At 45.1% G+C, this 17,848-nt stretch carries 13 protein-coding genes; 5 read left to right on the top strand and 8 right to left on the bottom strand.

Annotated elements, in window-relative coordinates:
- Positions 1–127 precede the first annotated feature (127 nt).
- The gene (gap, locus tag THMIRH_RS02065; protein WP_173290280.1) at positions 128–1,129 is read right to left on the bottom strand and encodes a type I glyceraldehyde-3-phosphate dehydrogenase; all 1,002 of its coding nucleotides are present in this window, start codon (positions 1,127–1,129) and stop codon (positions 128–130) included.
- Between the two features lie 71 nt (positions 1,130–1,200).
- Entirely contained in the window at positions 1,201–3,189 is a 1,989-nt protein-coding gene (gene tkt / locus THMIRH_RS02060; RefSeq protein WP_173290278.1) for a transketolase, read from the bottom strand.
- Positions 3,190–3,594: 405 nt separating this feature from the next.
- Here tkt and THMIRH_RS02055 point away from each other — a divergent pair, with 405 nt between their 5' ends.
- On the top strand, positions 3,595–4,035 hold the full coding sequence (locus tag THMIRH_RS02055) for a rhodanese-like domain-containing protein (RefSeq protein WP_173290276.1): 441 nt from the start codon (positions 3,595–3,597) through the stop codon (positions 4,033–4,035).
- 69 nt (positions 4,036–4,104) lie between these two features.
- Here THMIRH_RS02055 and THMIRH_RS02050 read toward each other — a convergent pair whose 3' ends face one another.
- Both THMIRH_RS02050 and THMIRH_RS02045 read right to left on the bottom strand, forming a co-directional pair.
- Positions 4,105–7,311, bottom strand: coding sequence for an efflux RND transporter permease subunit (locus tag THMIRH_RS02050; RefSeq protein ID WP_243831473.1), 3,207 nt, complete (start codon positions 7,309–7,311; stop codon positions 4,105–4,107).
- A 2-nt stretch (positions 7,312–7,313) separates the two neighbouring features.
- The gene (locus tag THMIRH_RS02045; RefSeq protein ID WP_173290274.1) at positions 7,314–8,582 is read right to left on the bottom strand and encodes an efflux RND transporter periplasmic adaptor subunit; all 1,269 of its coding nucleotides are present in this window, start codon (positions 8,580–8,582) and stop codon (positions 7,314–7,316) included.
- 233 nt (positions 8,583–8,815) lie between these two features.
- Between THMIRH_RS02045 and THMIRH_RS02040 the strand changes: the two genes are divergently transcribed.
- The gene (locus tag THMIRH_RS02040) at positions 8,816–9,370 is read left to right on the top strand and encodes a Tll0287-like domain-containing protein (protein WP_173290272.1); all 555 of its coding nucleotides are present in this window, start codon (positions 8,816–8,818) and stop codon (positions 9,368–9,370) included.
- Positions 9,371–9,447: 77 nt separating this feature from the next.
- Here the strand turns inward: THMIRH_RS02040 and THMIRH_RS02035 are convergent, their stop codons facing one another.
- Complete coding sequence (locus THMIRH_RS02035; RefSeq protein ID WP_173290270.1) at positions 9,448–10,701, bottom strand: multifunctional CCA addition/repair protein; 1,254 nt, start codon at positions 10,699–10,701, stop codon at positions 9,448–9,450.
- 75 nt (positions 10,702–10,776) lie between these two features.
- Entirely contained in the window at positions 10,777–11,742 is a 966-nt protein-coding gene (locus tag THMIRH_RS02030) for an SDR family oxidoreductase (RefSeq protein ID WP_173290268.1), read from the bottom strand.
- 145 nt (positions 11,743–11,887) lie between these two features.
- On the opposite strand from THMIRH_RS02030, the gene THMIRH_RS02025 reads away from it, so the two are divergent.
- Positions 11,888–12,184 carry a YcgL domain-containing protein gene (locus THMIRH_RS02025; protein ID WP_173290266.1) on the top strand — a complete coding sequence of 99 codons (297 nt, stop codon included), beginning with the start codon at positions 11,888–11,890 and terminating at the stop codon, positions 12,182–12,184.
- A 123-nt stretch (positions 12,185–12,307) separates the two neighbouring features.
- Positions 12,308–12,916 (top strand): superoxide dismutase, encoded by a 609-nt coding sequence (locus tag THMIRH_RS02020; RefSeq protein ID WP_173290264.1) that lies wholly within the window; start codon positions 12,308–12,310, stop codon positions 12,914–12,916.
- A 59-nt stretch (positions 12,917–12,975) separates the two neighbouring features.
- Here the strand turns inward: THMIRH_RS02020 and THMIRH_RS02015 are convergent, their stop codons facing one another.
- Together THMIRH_RS02015 and THMIRH_RS02010 are read right to left on the bottom strand one after the other, a co-directional pair.
- Positions 12,976–16,143 carry a bifunctional diguanylate cyclase/phosphodiesterase gene (locus tag THMIRH_RS02015; protein WP_173290262.1) on the bottom strand — a complete coding sequence of 1,056 codons (3,168 nt, stop codon included), beginning with the start codon at positions 16,141–16,143 and terminating at the stop codon, positions 12,976–12,978.
- The gene (locus THMIRH_RS02010; protein WP_173290260.1) at positions 16,136–17,005 is read right to left on the bottom strand and encodes a PhnD/SsuA/transferrin family substrate-binding protein; all 870 of its coding nucleotides are present in this window, start codon (positions 17,003–17,005) and stop codon (positions 16,136–16,138) included. Before THMIRH_RS02010 ends, THMIRH_RS02015 begins: the two co-directional genes overlap by 8 nt.
- A gap of 186 nt (positions 17,006–17,191) precedes the next feature.
- Between THMIRH_RS02010 and THMIRH_RS02005 the strand changes: the two genes are divergently transcribed.
- Positions 17,192–17,740, top strand: a complete 549-nt coding sequence (locus tag THMIRH_RS02005; protein WP_173290258.1) for an NlpC/P60 family protein — start codon at positions 17,192–17,194, stop codon at positions 17,738–17,740.
- Positions 17,741–17,848: the final 108 nt, after the last annotated feature.

The following is a 17,848-nucleotide window of genomic DNA, read 5'->3' as shown; positions in this document are numbered from 1 at the left end:
TTAGCAGAATGCGAATACTGTTGGTTTTTAACAATAAATTTTCGTTTAAGCACTGAACAATACTTAAAAGAAAACTGATTGAAAGAAAGGCGGTAAAAACCGCCTTCCTCGTCAACTTTTCTTTCGATTAGTTGTTAGCAACATGCTCTACAACGCGCATCATGTTACAAGTGTAACCATACTCGTTGTCGTACCATGCAACCACTTTAACGAAAGTAGCATCTAATGCGATACCGGCTTTAGCGTCAAAGATAGATGGGTGAGAATCACCACGGAAATCTGTAGAAACCACAGACTCGTCAGTGTAACCAAGAACACCTTTCATAGAACCTTCTGAAGCGGCTTTCATAGCAGCACAGATTTCTTCGTAAGTCGCTTCTTTGTTTAACTCAACCGTTAAGTCTACCACTGACACATCAGAAGTAGGTACACGGAAAGCCATACCAGTCAACTTACCTTTAAGCGCAGGTAGAACAACACCTACCGCCTTAGCCGCACCTGTTGAAGATGGGATGATATTCTCAAGAATACCACGACCACCGCGCCAATCTTTAGAAGAAGGACCATCAACCGTTTTTTGAGTTGCAGTAGCCGCGTGAACAGTTGTCATCAAACCACGCTTAATACCAAAGCTGTCGTTTAATACTTTAGCCACAGGTGCTAAACCGTTAGTAGTACAAGAGGCCGCAGAAACGATCGCTTGTCCTTTGTATTCAGTGTGGTTAACACCGTAAACAAACATTGGCGTAGCATCTTTAGAAGGTGCAGATTGCACAACTTTCTTAGCACCGGCTTCAATGTGCGCTTGGCAAGATTCTTCAGTTAAGAAGAAACCAGTACATTCGATAACCAAATCAGCGCCAACATCACCCCAAGCTAAATCCGCAGGATTACGCTCAGCTGTGATACGGATAGTCTTACCGTTAACCACTAGGTTACCGTCTACCACAGAAACATCACCGTCAAAACGACCGTGAACAGAATCATACTTCAACATGTAAGCTAGGTATTCTGGATCTAAAAGATCGTTAATCGCAACCACTTCAATGTTTTTGAAGTCTTTTGCTGCTGCACGGAAAGCCATACGACCGATACGGCCGAAACCATTGATACCAACTTTAATTGTCATCTACTTTTTCTCCTAAAATCACCAGGCCTGGTTATTTTTAGGCCTGGATTACAAAAATTACTAACTTAAAATTACGCTAAAACTGACTCAACTGTGGCCACAACATTTTCAACCGTGAAACCAAATTCTTTGAATAAAGCAGGCGCAGGTGCTGATTCACCAAATGACTTCATGCAAACGATGCCGCCATCTAAACCAACATACTTGTACCAAGATTCAGCAACACCGGCTTCAATCGCAACACGCTTAACACCCGGAATTAATACTGAATCACGGTAAGCTTTGTCTTGTTCGTCAAATGCATTGGTACATGGCATAGAAACCACGCGTACTTTTTTGCCCGCTAAAGCTTCAGCCGATTGAACCGCTAAACCAACTTCAGAACCAGTTGCAATCAAGATAACATCTGGCGTACCCGCACAATCTTTCAATACATAACCACCTTTTTCGATGTTCGCAACTTGTTCAGCTGTACGAGGCATAGGCGTTAGGTTTTGACGAGAGAAAACCAACGCTGTTGGCGCATTGTTACGCATCACCGCAACTTTCCAAGAAACCGCTGATTCAATCGCATCACATCCACGCCAAGTTTGGAAGTTTGGAATCACACGCATAGTGGCCATTTGTTCAACTGGCTGATGCGTAGGACCATCTTCACCCAAACCGATAGAATCGTGAGTGTAAACATAGATAGTACCAATCTTCATTAGAGCAGACATACGCAATGCATTTCGCATGAATTCCATGAACATAAAGAAAGTTGCGCCGTACACTTTGAAACCGCCGTGTAATACCATACCGTTCATCATGTGCGCCATACCAAACTCACGAACACCCCAAGATAGGTAGTTACCGTTAGCGTTTGCATGGTTGACTTTAACCGTACCTGACCAGTTAGTTAGGTTAGAACCAGTTAAGTCAGCAGAACCCCCGAACATTTCTGGTAGTAATGGCCCCATGGCTTCAATGGCGTTTTGTGATGCTTTACGAGAAGCAATGTTTGGCATATCGGCTTGAACCTTAGCGATGAACTTATCCATGTCAACTTCAAAGTTCGCTGGCAATTCACCCGCCATACGACGCTTAAATTCAGCCGCTTCAGCTGGGTATTCAGACGCATAAGCAGCAAAGGCTTCGTTCCAAGCTGCTTCATCTGCCGCACCCTTAGCTTTGTGATCCCAACCTGCATAAATTTCTTCAGGAATCACGAAAGGCTCGTGCGTCCAACCTAGGTTTTCACGCGTCAATTTGATTTCGTCATGCCCTAGAGGTGCACCGTGACAATCATGAGAACCACATAGGTTTGGAGAACCGAAACCGATGGTCGTACGCGTACAAATCAAAGTTGGCTTATTGGTTTCAGCCTTAGCTGCAATAATGGCTTTGTTGATTGCTTCAGCATCATGACCATCAACATCACGAATAACATGCCAATCATAAGATTCAAAACGGCCTGGAACACTTTTTTCCATCCAGTCAGAAATGTGACCATCGATAGAGATGTCATTGTCATCCCAGAAGCCGATTAATTTACCTAGCCCCAAAGTCCCTGCCATCGCAGCCGCTTCGTGAGACAAACCTTCCATCAAACAACCATCACCCATGAATACATAAGTGTTGTGATCAACAACTGTATGACCTGGTTTGTTGAATTGTGCGGCTAAAGTACGCTCTGCAATCGCCATACCTACTGCATTGGTTAAACCTTGCCCTAGAGGACCTGTGGTTGTTTCGATACCATCGGCATAACCATATTCTGGGTGACCCGCGGTCTTAGAGTGAAGTTGACGGAAGTTTTTGATGTCTTCCATGCTTAAATCAAAACCAGTCAAGTGCAATAGTGAATAAAGCAACATTGAACCATGGCCGTTTGATAGTACAAAACGGTCACGATCAGCCCACTTAGCATTGGTTGGGTTGTATTTCATGTGGTCATTCCACAATACTTGGGCGATATCCGCCATACCCATTGGGGCACCTGGATGACCAGAATTAGCTTTTTGAACAGCATCCATACTTAAAACACGGATAGCATTAGCAAGTTCTCTACGAGTTGACATTGGCAACTTCCCTCAAAGTTATAAAAATTCGGTTTTCTTGACTTTTCAGCAGCCTAAGCTCTTTTAAATTCAACAACTTAAAAGCTGAATTTTGAATTTCGTGCGAACAAAATTCACAGACAAGCTAAAGATTAGGACGTGCATTGTCGCTTAAATCAGCAAAATCATCAAGTTTTCTTATCTTTGGACTCAAAATCTTTGTTTTAAATCCTACAAACTAAGTTACTTAAAAAATTTAGCACATCAAGCCTATTCACTTTAAATGACAGCCGCATGAAAATCACATCAATGTTTTTTGTGACCTTAATTTGAATATTTTATGAAAGCGGTTTGATAGCCTTTTTATGCACTAAAGCTGTGCTAAAATTTGTGATGTCATAATTTTTTTGATACCTAGGAGGATTTATGCCACTCAGATTAAAAGATTTGGTAGCGACTGCCAAAGAAACGATAAAAGAAGTTAGCTGCGACGAAGTGGCCAATCTCCAATGCCAAGGTTATAAATTATTAGATGTTCGCGAAGCCTCGGAATATCTAGATGGAACCATCCCCATGTCTTTGCACATACCGCGCGGTTTACTAGAACCTAAATGCGATATGTGTTTTGACGGACACCAATCCGAACTCTCAGACCCTAACCAACCTTGGATTATTTTTTGCCAGGCTGGCGGAAGAGGCGCTTTAGCTGCCTATACCATGCACCTAATGGGTTACACCAATGTGGTCAACTTAAGTGGTGGATTTAATGCCTGGAAAGCTTTTGGTGGCGCTATTTCTACCCCGCCGATTGAAAACGGTTTGATTCGCTGTGACCATCCGTGGAACCCAGGTTATACCAACGAATAGTTTTGAACGCCAACAAAAAAGGGTTGCATAGCAACCCTTTTTTGTTTTAGCCTTTCAGCCCTTCAAAACTTAGGCAACCTGCTCAACTAATTGCGCCGATTGTTTCTGGCGCTTTTCTTGCCAAGACTCATAAAAAGATAAGGTTGCAGGAATGACCAACAAAATCAAAATGGTTGAGAAAGCCAAACCAAAAGCAATTGACACCGCCATAGGGATTAAGAATTGCGCTTGTAATGAGGTCTCAAACAACAAAGGCAATAGCCCTGCAATAGTGGTTAAAGAAGTTAACAATACAGCCCGAACACGCTGAACAGACGCCTCCTCCAGTGCATCATTGACCGCCATTCCCTCTTCTCGCAAGCGTTTATAAAAACTCACCAAAATAATAGAATCGTTAACCACTATCCCTGATAAACCAAAGAAGCCAAACATCGATAAGATGGTCATATCAATACCCAACCACCAATGCCCAAGCACAGCGCCCACCAATCCAAAAGGAATGGCTAACATCACCACCAATGGCCATGCATAGGATGCAAACACCCAAGCCAAAACAATATAAATCATCGATAAACCAATCAATAAACCGATTTTCATATCGCCCATGGTTTCTGCTTGACGCGCATTTTGACCTTCTAATGAATATTGCAAACCATAATTTTCAACCAAGGTTTTCAATGTACTTTCTTTAAGCTGCGCCAAAATGAGATTGGCGTTATTCACGCTTTTATCCACTTCTGCAATCACGGTCACTGCGAGGCGACCATCCACATGACGCACCGCATCAAAACCGCGTTGGGTTTTCCAGGTGGCGACCGAACTTAAAGCCACTCTTTCACCGCTCGGAGCAACCACTTGCATTCGCCCCATCGTCGCAATCGTTGCTTGCTCATCTCTAGGATATTGCACGCGCACTTCGACTTCATCTTCGCCATCGGTAAAGATCTGCACCAAGCGCCCAGAGAAGGCATCTGATAATTGCTGACCCAAATTCGCCACCGTAAACCCAAGCGCTTTGCCATGCGATGTCAACTCATAAACCATTTGATCACGGCCATAGGGCAAATCGTCGCGCACGCCAATAACACCCGGAATTTGCCCTAAGACTTCTTGCAAGTCTAAGGCTGCCTGTTTTAAGTCGCGTGGCTCAACACCCCATAATCTCACTTCCAAATCACTGCCCGGAGGGCCCATGCGTGGCGCTTCAATCGTCAACACATCTAATCCCGGGACAGTGCCAGCTTTAGACTGCCAAACGCGAATAAATTCTTCATTACGGGTTTTACGCTGATCTGGCTCCACCAATTCAATGTTAATGCCACTGAAATTCGCCCCCTGCTGTCTTGAGGTTTCGTTGTAATGCACCACCGCCACTTTTAAAATGCCGGGTTCAAGTTCTTGCTCGGTTTCTAACAACGCCTTGTACAAATGATCCACATAGGCCTGACTCACTTCGGCAGGCGTGCCAGACACAAAGCGTGCATCCGCATTGAGTTTTATCGACTCAGGTGATGGGAAAAATACAAACGCTAGGCGACCACCCGCCAATAATCCAATCACAAAAATCATCATCGAAACCGTTGCCGCAATGGTAATGGCTCGGTGCGCCAACACCCAACGAATGGCCCCACGAAACTGCACATTACGCCAATGGTCAATCACCCCATCTAAGCGATAGCGAATCGAACCCGGCTCAACGGGCTTAACCTTGTGAAGCGCATGGCGCAAATGCCCCGGCAAAATGGTAAAACTTTCTAACAAGGATGCAAAAATGACCGCAATAATCACTAAAGGGATGGCAAATAAAATATTGCCCATTTCCCCGCCAATCATCATCAACGGCAAAAATGCAGCCACCGTGGTAATCGATGAAGCGGTTACCGGTGCCAACATACGATGCGCTCCGCCCTCTGCGGCTCGTAAAGCCGACTCGCCCATTTCATGATGCGCCAATGCGTCTTCGCCCACCACGATGGCGTCGTCCACGATAATCCCCAGCGCCATAATCAGCCCAAACAAGCTGACCATATTGATACTGCCGCCCGCCAAATACATAATCATCAAGGTCGCCATAAAAGACACCGGAATCCCTACCGCCACCCAAAAGGCGACGCGACCGTTCATGAAAATATACAAAATTAACACCACCAAAATCAGACCACCAATCCCGTTATTCACCAATAACATGATGCGCTGATTCACCAAAGACCAGGTTTCGTCATAAACCTTAAATTGCATACCTTGAGGTAGGGTCGGCTCAGTTTTAGCCAACCAGGTTTGCATGATTTTGGATGATTTTAAAGTGTCACCCGACTCAGAACGCATTAACTGCATTTCGATGGCGGGATGCCCTTCCACCCAGAGCTCTGCGGCATCTTTTTTGGCACGGCGCTCGATGGTGGCCACATCGCCCAACTTAACTTGTTGTGCATCTGTGTTAAGCAAAGGCAGTTGCTTAAAGTCCATTTCATTGCGACCCTGTTGAATCGCGCGAATATCCCGCACACTGTCGGCATCGCCCACCGAGCCCGCTGGCAAATCACGACTCATGCCCGCCACTTTACTGCTGATTTGATCGAGCGATAAATTGTAATTTTGCAATTGGCGTTGAGATATTTCTAAGGCCATCTCTTCGTCAGGCAAGCCTTTGAAATTCACCTTATCAATACCGGCATCTAACAGCTCACGCTCAAACTTACGCGCCAAATGGCGCATTTCTTCAACCGAACCCTGTTGCCCAATCAACAACAAACGCGCAATCGATTCGTAGCGCACTATGCGTTCAATCACCGGCTTCTCGGCATCTTGCGGCAAGTTGCGTAATTCGCTGACCTTTTGATTGATTTGATCTTTCGCCTCAATCATATTGGTGCCTTCTTTGAATTTCAAAGTCACCGAGGACACACTGGTTGCCGAGGTCGAGGTCATTTCATCTAGATTATCCAAATTGCGCAAAACACGCTCTATGGGTGCGGTAATAGAGGTTTCAACATCTTCGGCATTTGCCCCCGGCCAAACCACACGCACCGACGCATAATCCAATTCAAAATTTGGAAAGAACTGCACATTGAGTTTCATCAAGGCCACAATACCCGCCAAGATCATGATAATCATCAACAGGTTGGGCGCCACCTTATGGCGAGCAAACATGCCGATAAAACCATGCGACTTAAATTTTTCGTGCTTAGGGTGGTAACCGGCAAAATCGCCCTCATGCGCTTCGGGGCGCATTACCTTTTGATGCTCTGTATTGTGCGAGGTGTCTTGAGTTGTCATGATTACTGCACCACCGCCACTTTAAGTCCGCTAATGGCATTTGGCAAATGCGTCACCACCACTTGTGTGCCGTTTGTAATAGAGCCAGTCGAATCTTTTAGTAACGCATAGGCTTCGCCATTGACCTGCGTTTCGCCCAAGTTTTGCACAGTCTTAACCTGCATCACACCCGCTTCAACCACATAAATACTGTCTGCGCCATAAATGGCAGAATAAGGCACGGCAAACACCTGTTCTTGCGGTTGCCCCACCAAAGAAACCTGCATCAAATCACCAGGCCTGGTTATTTTTAGGCTTTCTGGCAGTTTAAAATAGGCATCTACACCGCTGCTAGAAGACTCTCCCGCTAAGCGCACCAAAGGCAATTCGACATTCATGCCAGCTACCTTGGCATTGGCTTGCAAAGCATAGCCGCTGGCAAAACTCTGATAAACCGATGGCATCACAAACACAGGCAACTTGGCTTTAAGCTCCAACGAATTGTATCCATAATAACTGAGCAAAACGGTTCCAGGCGCAACACGGTCGCCCTTAGAAACCTTCACTTGCGTAACACGACCATCAAAGGGGGCAACCACTCGCCCACGCTGAACATTTACCTTAGCCTGCTCAAGATTAGCTTTCGATTTATCCAAACGCGCTTTGAGTTGCGCCAACTTAATTTGATGTTCTTGAACAGCCAACTTCGCATTAACCACCGCAAATTCTTGGCGTACTAGGACTTCTTTACTTTGATCTAAGGTCGTTTGAGAAGTCAGGTCTTTTTGAATGAGTTTTGAGTTACGCGACACATCGGTTCTTTTAAACTCCAACACCTTTTGCTCATTTTGTAACTTCTGTTCATTGGCTTCAAAGGCCAGTTTTTCTAAATCCAGTTGCGCCTGCACATCTTCTACATCCGCCTGAGCCACGCGCAATGGCAGATTTAAATCGGCATCATCTAACGCAATCAGTAAATCACCTGCCTTAAATTCATCTCCAGGTTTCACCGTCACTTCTGCCACTTCGCCACTCAAAGGGGCAGAAACCGCCACCATGGCATTCGACTCAACCGAACCATATAAACTGTGTAACGGCGAAATGCGATCTATCGCAACACTGATAACCTTAACTGGCCAAACCTTTTGTTTAATTTCGACGGGCGGTTGCACCGGCTTACTGTTTTTGAAATACACAAAAACAGCGACAGCCGTGGCTAGAATCAATAACGGAATCAGCGCACTTTTTACAAACTGTCCGCTTTTATCCCTCAAACTTTGTATTAGGGCCATGATGGTTCGTCACTCAAAAATTAAAAACAACATTCTACCAAACTCATGGCACAAACAAACACCGCAATCCAGTAAAAGCCTGCAAACAAGCTTGAAAGCTTGCAACAACCTAAGCTCAGAAAAACTTGATTAACCTTTGCTCAATTTTTTATTAAGACTTGTCAAATTGCTTTTATATTTTTCATCAGTAAAATCTATTAAGTCATTAATTTTTATAATCAAAAGGAAGTCCCATGAAAAAAATCGGCCTTATTGCCCTAACCACCCTATTCCCGTTAAGCCTAATGGCGCAAGAACCCAGCGCTCAAGAAGCGCGCGGTTTGGCAAAAACTTTTGTTGAAAAACTACAACCTGAATTAAAAGCCGGTATGAAAAACGGTGGCCCGGTCAATGCGATTGGCGTTTGCCACAGCAAAGCGCCCCAAATTGCGCATGACTTGGCTAAGAGCAGCGGTTGGAATGTTAATCGTGTAAGCTTAAAGCCACGTGGTGCCAGTGCAACACCAGACAGCTGGGAAACCGCTGTGATGGAAAAATTTAATGCTCAACTGGCGTCGGGCATTGATGTGAAAACCATCGAGTTTTCAGAAATCGTGAGTCATAACGGTCAACAAGAATTTCGTTATATGAAAGCCATTCCAACGGGTGAAGTGTGTTTAAAATGCCACGGTACCGATGTGGCCGCACCGGTTAAAGAAGCCATTGCAAAATTCTACCCACAAGATCAAGCGACAGGTTATCAAATGGGTCAAATTCGCGGCGCATTTAGCTTTTCAAAAGCAATGTAATTTCCTCTAAAAACACATAAAAACGACCAGGCCTGGTCGTTTTTATGACCGTTTCGCTGACAAACAGCCTTTAATACTCAACCCTCAAAATGCCAATATTTTATAAAATCTTGGATATTTTGCAGCCTAACCTGTTCAATCGCATCCGCAATCGCTTTGCCGGTTACCCCGGTTGCCAAAATGGCTTGGTTATCTACTTGGTTGGCAGCTTTTGCCAATTGCGACCAAAAAGTTCTTTGGCGGTACGCGCGATTTTCAAATCCCAAACGCCCTTTGGCATCTGCTTCACAAGCCAGCAATAAGTGCTCAAATAGTTCTGGGGATTTCAGCGCCATGCCTTGCGTTAACACTTTTAAAAAAGTGGCTGGTTTGAGGTGCGGTTTGTCCTCCTTATCCAGCCCTTGGTGAATCAGACCATGTAAGGCAGCAACCTTTTCGGCAAACAAGGCACTTTTATTGGGAACACGATAGCGAGCGCACAACGCTTGCACCAGTGGCACACCGGCTTGTTCATGCCCGTGATGCTTTGGCCAAAGCTCGGGGAGCGTAACACCCTTGCCTAAGTCGTGCAACAAGGCGCCTAAGCGCACATCAAAGTTTTCAGTCAGGCTGGCGGCAGCATCCAAAACCATCAAAGTATGTGTCCAAACATCGCCTTCAGGATGATGCTCTAAGGGTTGAGTGACACCTTTTAATTGCGACAATTCTGGGAACAACACACTTAAGGCATCCACCTCATCCAAAACCTCAAAAAAGACACTCGGCTTTGCAAGGCTCATCACCTTGACCACTTCCTGCCAGACACGCTCTGGCGTTAAGGCTTGCAATTCACCCGAGCGCGCCATTTGCTGCATTAGGGTTCGTGTTTCAGGTGCTAGGCTAAACCCCAAGGGTGCTAACTTGGCGGCAAAACGCGCCACCCTCAGCACTCGCAAAGGATCTTCAGCAAAAGCGTCTGACACATGGCGAAGCACACGATTTTGTAAATCTGCTTGCCCACCATAGTAATCAAACAATTGGCCATGCTCATCTTGTGCCATGGCATTGATGGTCAGATCGCGGCGAATTAAATCTTCTTCAAGGGTCACCTTGGGATCATAGTCTATGGCAAAGCCGTGATATCCCTGCCCAACTTTGCGCTCCATGCGAGCCAGGGCATATTCTTCTTTGGTTTTGGGGTGCAAAAAAACCGGGAAATCTTTTCCCACTTGCTCATAGCCTGCTGCCAGCATTTGTTGCGGACTTGCGCCCACAACAACCCAATCGCGATCCTTAACGGCTATGCCCAATAAAGCATCTCTAACAGCTCCACCCACCAAATACACTTGCATCGACGACTCCCTGAAAGGTAAAACTTAAACAAAAAAGCCGTCATTTAGACGGCTTTCAATCAGCATTAAGAGTGCTTAAATTAACTCTTCTGCATTACGACCGGCATCTTGGCGATGGCCGTTATAACGCGTGCGGATGGTATGTGGCGCTACATAACGCGCCAGCGTAGCCACCAAACTTTTGGGTTCAAATCCAAACTGCTTTGAAAAATCCATATCAGACGTTAAATCACAAGACACATTCAGCAACTGTTGCTCATTAACCGACACAATCGGCGCAAAGCGTCCTAACTTAGACATAATTTTGGCATTCAAGCCACACATAGGGAAAACCAGTGCATCCTCTTGCCCAGCTATCTCAGTCACTAGTTGCGCCAACTCTTTAAAAGTTAAACGCTCTTCACCAACGATTTCTAGCTTTTTGCCAGCCAAGCTCATGTCTTTAAGGGTTTGCACCAATGCCACCGCAAAGTCTTGAATATACAAAGGCTGAACCACGCGCTTGCCTTGTGCGACTGGCAAAATCGGCATTCTGTTCAATTGTGCTAAAAACTGTGACGTGGTCGCATCTTTTTCGCCAATCAACAAACCTGCTTTAATCGTTGTGATTTTTGCAATCGAATTGGCCATAATTGCGTTAGCTTCACCTAATGCTGACAAAAATGCATTCGATACCTGAGTCGCATCTGCGCCAATCTGAGTAAACTGAATAATGCGCTTAATGCCCTGGTGATCCGCAACCTGCTTAATTTTTTGGGTGGCGGCAACCAACTGAGAAACTTCTAAGGCTTCTGTACCAGAGGTCATGTCAGCCGTTAAGTTAATTAAAATATCTTGCCCAGCCAGCACCTTATTCAAAGCCGCTTCAGACATATCAGGCAAATGCGCCAAACGCGTCTTAGGAAACAATGCAAACTCGCGATATCTCTCTAAACGACGAACGGCAACGGTCGTTTCATAGCCTTTTTTAGACAATTCATTAACCACTGCACGGCCCACAAATCCAACGCCACCTAAGACAACTACCTTATTTCCAAGCATGCTATTCCCTTATTAGATTAACTTAACCGAGCAATCATAAAAACTTGACCGGCTTAGGTCAAGTTTTAAACGCCACTACCCTCAGGATAATTTTGAATAATTTTGTTAAAATAGGGCGCAAAACTAACCATAGGATTCACCCATCATGCAAACCCTAGCCGTTTCGGCCTATAAAAGCCCTAAAAAAAATGAACTTTTTTTATACATCCCACAAGACACAGAGCTCGAAAATCTACCCAAAGAATTATTGGTGATGTTTGGTCAACCAGAACATGTGATTGATTTCGAACTCACAGAAACCCGCAAGATGCCCAGAGCCGATGCCGCTGAAGTGATGAAAGCCTTAACCACCAAAGGCTACTTCATTCAAATGCCGCCCAGTGAAATCGAAAAACTCAGTGACATGCCACCTCCACCAGAACGCCTTGACAATATTTTTTAAATTTTAAGTCTACAACTGATAAATAATTCCCGATTAAAACAGTCGGGCATTTACAAATCTCAAAAACTGATTAGAATAGGCACACACCATTTATATTTTGTTATTAAAAGAAAGGAATTTAGCATGGCTTTTACGCTTCCAGATTTACCTTATGATTATGATGCCCTTGAAGTTTCTATTGATGCGCGCACCATGGAAATCCACCACACTAAGCACCACCAAGCTTACATCACCAATGTGAACAACGCCATTGCTGGCACAGAGCTTGAAGACAAAACGGTTGAAGAGTTATGCGCCATTGCTGGCACTTTACCTCCTGCCGTGCGTAACAACGGTGGCGGACACTTTAACCACGCTTTCTTCTGGAACATCATGACTGGCGACAGCATGGGCGCGCCAACAGGTGCTTTAGCGGATGACATCAATGCCACTTTTGGTAGCCTAGATGCGCTTAAAGAGAAATTTAATGCTGCTGGCGCAACGCGTTTTGGTTCAGGTTGGGCTTGGTTATCTGTGGGTGCCGATGGCAAACTACAAGTGTCTTCTACGCCTAACCAAGACAACCCTTTAATGGATTGCGCGGAAGTAAAAGGTTCTCCCATTCTAGGATTAGATGTTTGGGAACACGCTTACTACCTTAGATACCAAAACCTACGCCCAGCTTACATGCAAGCTTGGTGGGATGTGGTTAACTGGAACAAAGTTTCTGAGTTATACGCTGCGGCTAAATAAGCCTGTAGCCATTCACTGGCTCATAATTACCCATAAAACCCAGCGACGGCTGGGTTTTTTTATGCATCTTGCACGTTCAAATACAGCTCAAAGTCGGCCACCGTTAAAGGTCGGCTAAAATAGAAACCTTGGTAGAGTTCACAGCCTTGCATGGCCAAACATTCTTTTTGCCCTAGGGTTTCAACCCCTTCGGCCACCACCTTAAGTTTTAAGGTTTTCGCCATGGCGATAATGGTTTGCACTATCGCCAAGCTGTCTGCCTGGCTTTCTAAATCTCGCACAAAGGCTTGATCTATTTTGAGCTGACTGAGCGGCAAGCGTTTTAAATAAGACAAAGACGAATAACCCGTTCCAAAATCATCCATCGACAACTCTAGGCCTAAAGCACGCAAGGCTTGCATGGTTTTAATGGCTTGTTCGACATTTTCGACCACCGAACTTTCGGTCAACTCAATTTTTAACAACTCAGGACGAGCACCGGTATCGTATAAAATTTGCGTGATTTGATCGACAAAACTTGGGTCTGCAAGCTGTTTTGCACTGACATTGACCGCCAAAGTCAAGTGTGCCGTCTTTGGATGTTGCGCCCACAGCAGCAATTGCGCACAGGCCTGGCGAATCACCCAAAGCCCTACCGCCAAAATTTGGCCATTTTTTTCAATCATGGGAATAAACTCTAAAGGCGAAACTGTGCCGCGTACCGGATGCTGCCAACGAATTAAAGCCTCAACTGACTGCACCTTGCCGAATACATCCACTTGCGGCTGGTAATAGAGTTCCAACTGTTGAAAACCTAGCGCTTGATCTCGGTGCAAGTCTTCTTCTAATAACAAAGCATTTTCAATGTGCTGTTGCATTTCTGGGTCAAAATAACAGGCCGTATTACGACCGCTTTGTTTGGCTTGATACATGGCCACATCGGCATGTTGCAATATTTGCTCAGTGCTCAGCGTTTGTCCTTGAAAAATTTCTACGCCCAAACTCGGCGTGGTGCGATGTTCGCCTGAGTCCAATAAAAACGGGCTTTGGAACGCCTGCAATATTTTGTAAGCAATTAACTCCACGGAATCCATGGCGTCTAATTCTTTAGTGCCCAAAGACTCTAATAAAATCACAAACTCATCGCCACCCAAGCGCGCCACCGTATCCATCTCACGCACCGAGGCTTTTAAGCGTTTGGCCACTTCTAATAACAACATATCGCCCACCGAATGCCCCTTGGTATCGTTGAGCTGTTTGAAGTTATCTAGGTCAATAAATATTACCGCCCCATAATTGCGCTGGCGTTCACTGCTGATTAACGCATGGGTCAAACGCTCGCCTAATAGACGACGATTGGGCAGTTCCGTTAAGGGGTCGTAAAAAGCCAGTTTCACAATTTCGTCTTGCGCTCTTTTTTGCTCGGTAATATCCGAGAAAATCGCCACATATTCGGTGACCTGACCACTGGAGTTTGCCACAGCGGTAATGGTGAGCCATTCCAAATAGAGTTCACCATTTTTACGACGGTTCCAAATTTCACCCTGCCAACACTTATGGGTTAACAGTGCCTGCCACATGGTCTGATAGAACGCGGCATCTTGTTTGCCCGAATTTAAAATCGCAGGGGTCTGGCCAATAATTTCTTCGGCGTCATAACCGGTTAAAGCGCTAAAGGCTTGGTTCACCCGGACAATCTTGCCGGCGGCATCGGTAATTAAAATACCTTCTTGCGTCTCAAACGCAGCCGCCGCTACCCGCAATTGTTCTTTATGGCTGCGCTCGACCGAAATATCGCGAAACACCACGACCTTGCCAATGAATTTTTTATGAGCAACAATCGGCTGGCTCGACAAATGCACCCACACCACTTTTTGCCCAGCTTGAATCAGCGTATATTCGCCCATAAAGGGCTCATCCAACACACACAAAGACTCTAAATCCTGACGACTGCGACTTAGCGCATGGTGACTCGAGGGATAGATGTCTGCCAATGTGTCTGCGCTCAATTTGGGTAAAAATAAATCTAAGGCCGAACGCCCAATCACTTGGCGTTCTTCCATCCCTAAAAAGGCTAAGGCAGACGCATTAATCTCAATAATGCGCCCTGTCTCATCCACCACATACAAGGCTTCACGCATGGTATCGTTAATTTTTTCTAAGAACTGCAAACTGGCTTCTTGGGAACGTTTGGTCGCTATCCATTGAAATAACAAAATGGTCAGTAACGCCATCATCAGCGTTAGGCCAGCGCCATACCAAACAGCTTCTTGCATTCTTAAGTCGAGTTCTTCAGCGTTGGCAAAAGACACCAAATAAGCGGTATTTTTATTTTCGATGTCTTGGATAGGGGTAAACACAAACACCCGATAATGGCCATCTAACCGCACACTCATCGAAAATGGCTGTCCATTTTTAAGATTGGCCTGCAACCTGGGCACCGCAAACATTTTTTTGGCACCTTGCTGCATATCCACCGACATCATGGAGGCTGCACCAGGCAAAATTCTTAACGGGTCTTCTTCCAACCAGTCTTTGGAAAACACACTGTCTTGCAGCAAATGCCCCAATCCAAATAAACGCTTATCAATCAAAACTGATTTTTGATGTATCAAGGCATATTCTTTTTCACTGTTTAAACGACTGATTTCTTGGCGTAACGACTCAAATGGCTGTGACAATTCCACGCTGCCCAAATATTCGCCTTGATCGACAATGGGATAAAGATGGCGATACCCCGAATAGAGCAACCCCACTTCAAACCCATGCACTGGCTGGCGACTTGATTTAACCACCTTTAAAGAAGGACGAACTTTAGACAAGTCGCACCCAAATTTTTCGGGGCTGTGAAAGCGCAAAAAACTGCGCAATTCTGGCGTATGAAAATGCAGAATACTGATGCCTTGCTGGGTGAGTTTTTGATAGGCGGGATAAAGCTGACGATAAAGATTTAAGCGCGCCATCTTCTCCATATTTGGATTTTGTGCATCCCGCAATAATTGGTGCAGTTCTGGCGTATTAATTTGGGTGTTGAAATAGGCATCTATGCCCGTGCGGTGAATCAATTCAACCGCTTTCCAAGCAACCCCTTGGGTAGAACCCTGCTTGTCTAAATAGAGTTTTTCGTGCGTTTGAAAGTTATTGTAAATAGAGGCCATGCCAAACAACCAGAGCACCACCACCAAAAATCCCGCTAATAAGCGTTCGTTTAACGAATCCACTTGAAACTTGTGCAACATATCACTCATGCGGGCGTCCTAAGTCGGGTTGCATTTCGGTAATCATGGTTTCAAAACTGGCCTGTAATTGGGCATCAAACGCTAAAAATCCATGCTCTCCTAACCCCCATCCCTGGGTTTCCGTGGCGGTTAAATCAACCAAACGCTGACTGATTGCCTGCAGCTGAGACGTACTCACCAATTGCGTATTGGCCACCATCGAGAAAAACGGCAAAGGCGGCGAAATCTCCAAAACCTCTAATCCCAAACCTTGATAACGCTGTGCCATAAAGTCGGCTAAAGACCCCACGCTGCCTTCTTTGCGTAACAAGGCCAAAGCGACACCTTCGTGTGACCCTTCATAGGGATGGGCATATTGATTTAAATCCATGCCCGCTTTGCGAAAAAAATATTCACTGGCAAACCAGCCACAGGTAGATAAGGGTTGGGTTAACAACACGCTCGGATGCGCTTCGGCATCTAACATTTTAAGCGTACTGACACCATCAATCGCCGAGGCAAGCACACAACGGTAACCTTCTTGACTGGCATAATGGCGAATAAACGCCAAGGGTTGAATGGCTGAAGTTTGCTGTTTGAGTTTATAAAAGTTGAAGGGACCGAGTTCGGCAAACGCTAGATTGCCTGCGGCTAAGTCATTCAGAATAGATTCATAAGATTTATAAAATTTAGGTTCGACAGGCTGCCCAATCACTTGGCTCAAAAAATCTGCCAATTTTTGACTTTTGGCCATAGACACCTGCGCATTTTCTAACGGCAAGGGGGCAAAAAAGAGAGGGCTTGTTTCTGCCGCCGCTGCCATGCGCACGATAAACAAACTCAACAGACTGCTGACGATTAGAAGAATAAGGCTAGGCAAATTCCGTTTCATGGTGATTCCTAAATTTAAGGGGGCAATTCTAAACCAACTTCTTCAAGCATCCTGCAATATCGGCTCATTAATAGATTTAAATCAACTTTTTCATTACCCACTCAAGAAATGACCGCCCACTTAATTAAAAGTTGGAACAACCCTTGCTTTTACAAAACCCATTATTCAACTTAACTCAGTGACCTTATGTTTTTGTTTGCGAAACCCAACCAAGCATCCGCTGTTCCTCTGCTGCCAAAACTCAGTTTATGCTGTGTTTTGGTTGCGCTGAGCCTTAGCCAACTCAGTGGTTGTAGTACGACCAGCCGAATTCATCATGCCACCGTAACCCCGCTTAAGGTCACTAAGCCAGTTGATTTGAATAACACGCGTTTAGTTAAACAAAAACTGCTAGACCAATACCGCGTTTGGAAAGGCACCCCCTATTTGTATGGTGGCGACAACCAAAAAGGTATTGACTGTTCAGCCTTTGTGCAGCGCACCTTTGCCGAAAAGTTAGGGCATCGACTGCCCAGAACCACGTTGGCACAAGTTAAAGTGGGCAAAACCATTGCCAAAAAAGCCCTTAAACCGGGCGATATTGTTTTCTTCAGAACCGGACGCAACTCGCGTCACAATGGGATTTATCTTGGCAATCAACAATTCATTCATGCCTCCAGCAGCAAAGGCATTACCATCTCAAATTTACAAAATGTTTATTGGCAAAAAACCTACTGGAAAGCCATTCGTTTATAGTTTTTAAGCCAAAAAGTACTCAAATTTAACCAGGCCTGGTCATTTTTAAGGCAAAAATCAGTCTTTATAAGGGAATACTGATAAAATACGCTTTTTTAATTTTATGAT

Source organism: Thiosulfativibrio zosterae, from assembly GCF_011398155.1.
Classification (GTDB): Bacteria; Pseudomonadota; Gammaproteobacteria; order Thiomicrospirales; family Thiomicrospiraceae; genus Thiosulfativibrio; species Thiosulfativibrio zosterae.
The sequence above is the reverse complement of the archived record's forward strand: the minus strand, read 5'-3'. Positions and strand labels throughout refer to the sequence as shown.

What these genes read in the sequence shown, in the direction of transcription:
- gap (WP_173290280.1), bottom strand. Translation starts at nt 1,129, where the DNA reads ATGACAATTAAAGTTGGTATCAATGGTTTCGGCCGTATCGGTCGTATG.
- tkt (WP_173290278.1), bottom strand. Translation starts at nt 3,189, where the DNA reads ATGTCAACTCGTAGAGAACTTGCTAATGCTATCCGTGTTTTAAGTATG.
- THMIRH_RS02055 (WP_173290276.1), top strand. Translation starts at nt 3,595, where the DNA reads ATGCCACTCAGATTAAAAGATTTGGTAGCGACTGCCAAAGAAACGATA.
- THMIRH_RS02050 (WP_243831473.1), bottom strand. Translation starts at nt 7,311, where the DNA reads ATGACAACTCAAGACACCTCGCACAATACAGAGCATCAAAAGGTAATG.
- THMIRH_RS02045 (WP_173290274.1), bottom strand. Translation starts at nt 8,582, where the DNA reads ATGGCCCTAATACAAAGTTTGAGGGATAAAAGCGGACAGTTTGTAAAA.
- THMIRH_RS02040 (WP_173290272.1), top strand. Translation starts at nt 8,816, where the DNA reads ATGAAAAAAATCGGCCTTATTGCCCTAACCACCCTATTCCCGTTAAGC.
- THMIRH_RS02035 (WP_173290270.1), bottom strand. Translation starts at nt 10,701, where the DNA reads ATGCAAGTGTATTTGGTGGGTGGAGCTGTTAGAGATGCTTTATTGGGC.
- THMIRH_RS02030 (WP_173290268.1), bottom strand. Translation starts at nt 11,742, where the DNA reads ATGCTTGGAAATAAGGTAGTTGTCTTAGGTGGCGTTGGATTTGTGGGC.
- THMIRH_RS02025 (WP_173290266.1), top strand. Translation starts at nt 11,888, where the DNA reads ATGCAAACCCTAGCCGTTTCGGCCTATAAAAGCCCTAAAAAAAATGAA.
- THMIRH_RS02020 (WP_173290264.1), top strand. Translation starts at nt 12,308, where the DNA reads ATGGCTTTTACGCTTCCAGATTTACCTTATGATTATGATGCCCTTGAA.
- THMIRH_RS02015 (WP_173290262.1), bottom strand. Translation starts at nt 16,143, where the DNA reads ATGAGTGATATGTTGCACAAGTTTCAAGTGGATTCGTTAAACGAACGC.
- THMIRH_RS02010 (WP_173290260.1), bottom strand. Translation starts at nt 17,005, where the DNA reads ATGAAACGGAATTTGCCTAGCCTTATTCTTCTAATCGTCAGCAGTCTG.
- THMIRH_RS02005 (WP_173290258.1), top strand. Translation starts at nt 17,192, where the DNA reads ATGTTTTTGTTTGCGAAACCCAACCAAGCATCCGCTGTTCCTCTGCTG.